The 1,085-nt window shown below is 72.7% G+C and carries 1 protein-coding gene; it reads left to right on the plus strand.

Features of this window, described 5'->3' with window-relative positions; translation table 11 throughout:
* Positions 1 to 915: RluA family pseudouridine synthase (locus EHS43_RS45015; protein WP_260471029.1), on the plus strand; the 915-nt coding region annotated here is incomplete at its 5' end.
* Between the last annotated feature and the right edge of the window lie 170 nt (positions 916 to 1,085).

The raw sequence follows: 1,085 nt of genomic DNA on the forward strand, positions 1-1,085 counted from the left end.
CCCCTGCCCCAGCGCGACGGGGTCGATCCGGTGCGGGTGCGGCTGCCGTCCGGCGAATCCTGGGCGACCGTGCGGGATCATCTCGTGGCGCGCCTCGCAGCCGGGTCCGAAGTGATCGACGGGATGCTGGCGGCTGGCGACATCGTGGATGCCACCGGGCGTCCGGTGACGCCTGAGTCGGCGTACGTGCCGGGCATGTCCGTGTGGTTCCACCGGGAGCTGCCCGACGAGGAGCGGGTCCCGTTCCCGATCGACGTCATCTACCGGGACGAGCACCTGGTGGTGGCCGACAAGCCGCACTTCCTCGCCACCACCCCGCGCGGCAGCCATGTCGCCGAGACGGCCCTGGCACGGCTGCGCCGAGAGCTGGCCGTCCCCACGCTGGGCGCCGCGCACCGGCTGGACCGGCTGACGGCCGGCCTGGTGATGTTCACCGTGCGGCCCGAGGAGCGCGGCGCCTATCAGTCGCTGTTCCGGGACAGGCGGGTGGTGAAGGAGTACGAGGCCGTGGCCTCGTACTCCCCCGCGCTCTCCCTGCCCCGGACCGTGCGCAGCCGCATCGTCAAGGAGCGCGGGATCCTGGCGGCCCAGGAGGTCGAGGGCGAGCCCAACGCCGTCACCCGGGTCGAGTTGCTGGACCACCGGGGCGAGCTGGCCCGGTACCGGCTGACGCCGGGTACCGGGCAGACACACCAACTGAGGGTGCACATGAGCGCTCTGGGCGTGCCGATCCTCGGTGACCCCCTCTATCCGGTGGTCACCCCGCCCGTGCCACCCGGCGACTTCCGCCGTCCGCTCCAACTGCTCTCCCGAGTGCTGGAGTTCATGGATCCGGTCACGGGACGCGAGCATCGTTTCGTCAGCCGGCGGGCGCTGCGGGCCTGGTCGTCGTACGAGGACTGGGCGACCGGATAGCTCCGGTCCCCTCAGCTCACTCGCCACGCCACCAGCGCAGGAGACGCTGGAACGCGCCGAGCGGTACGGGCTGTTCCGGCGCCGGCGCCGGGGCGGCGGGCACCGGAGCCTCCGGCTCCCGCTGCTGTGTGCTGACCTGCCAGTCGGTGCGGCGCTGGGACGGTACCGGG

Origin of the sequence: Streptomyces sp. RP5T, from assembly GCF_003933965.1 — a bacterium.
Taxonomy (GTDB): Bacteria; Actinomycetota; Actinomycetes; order Streptomycetales; family Streptomycetaceae; genus Streptomyces.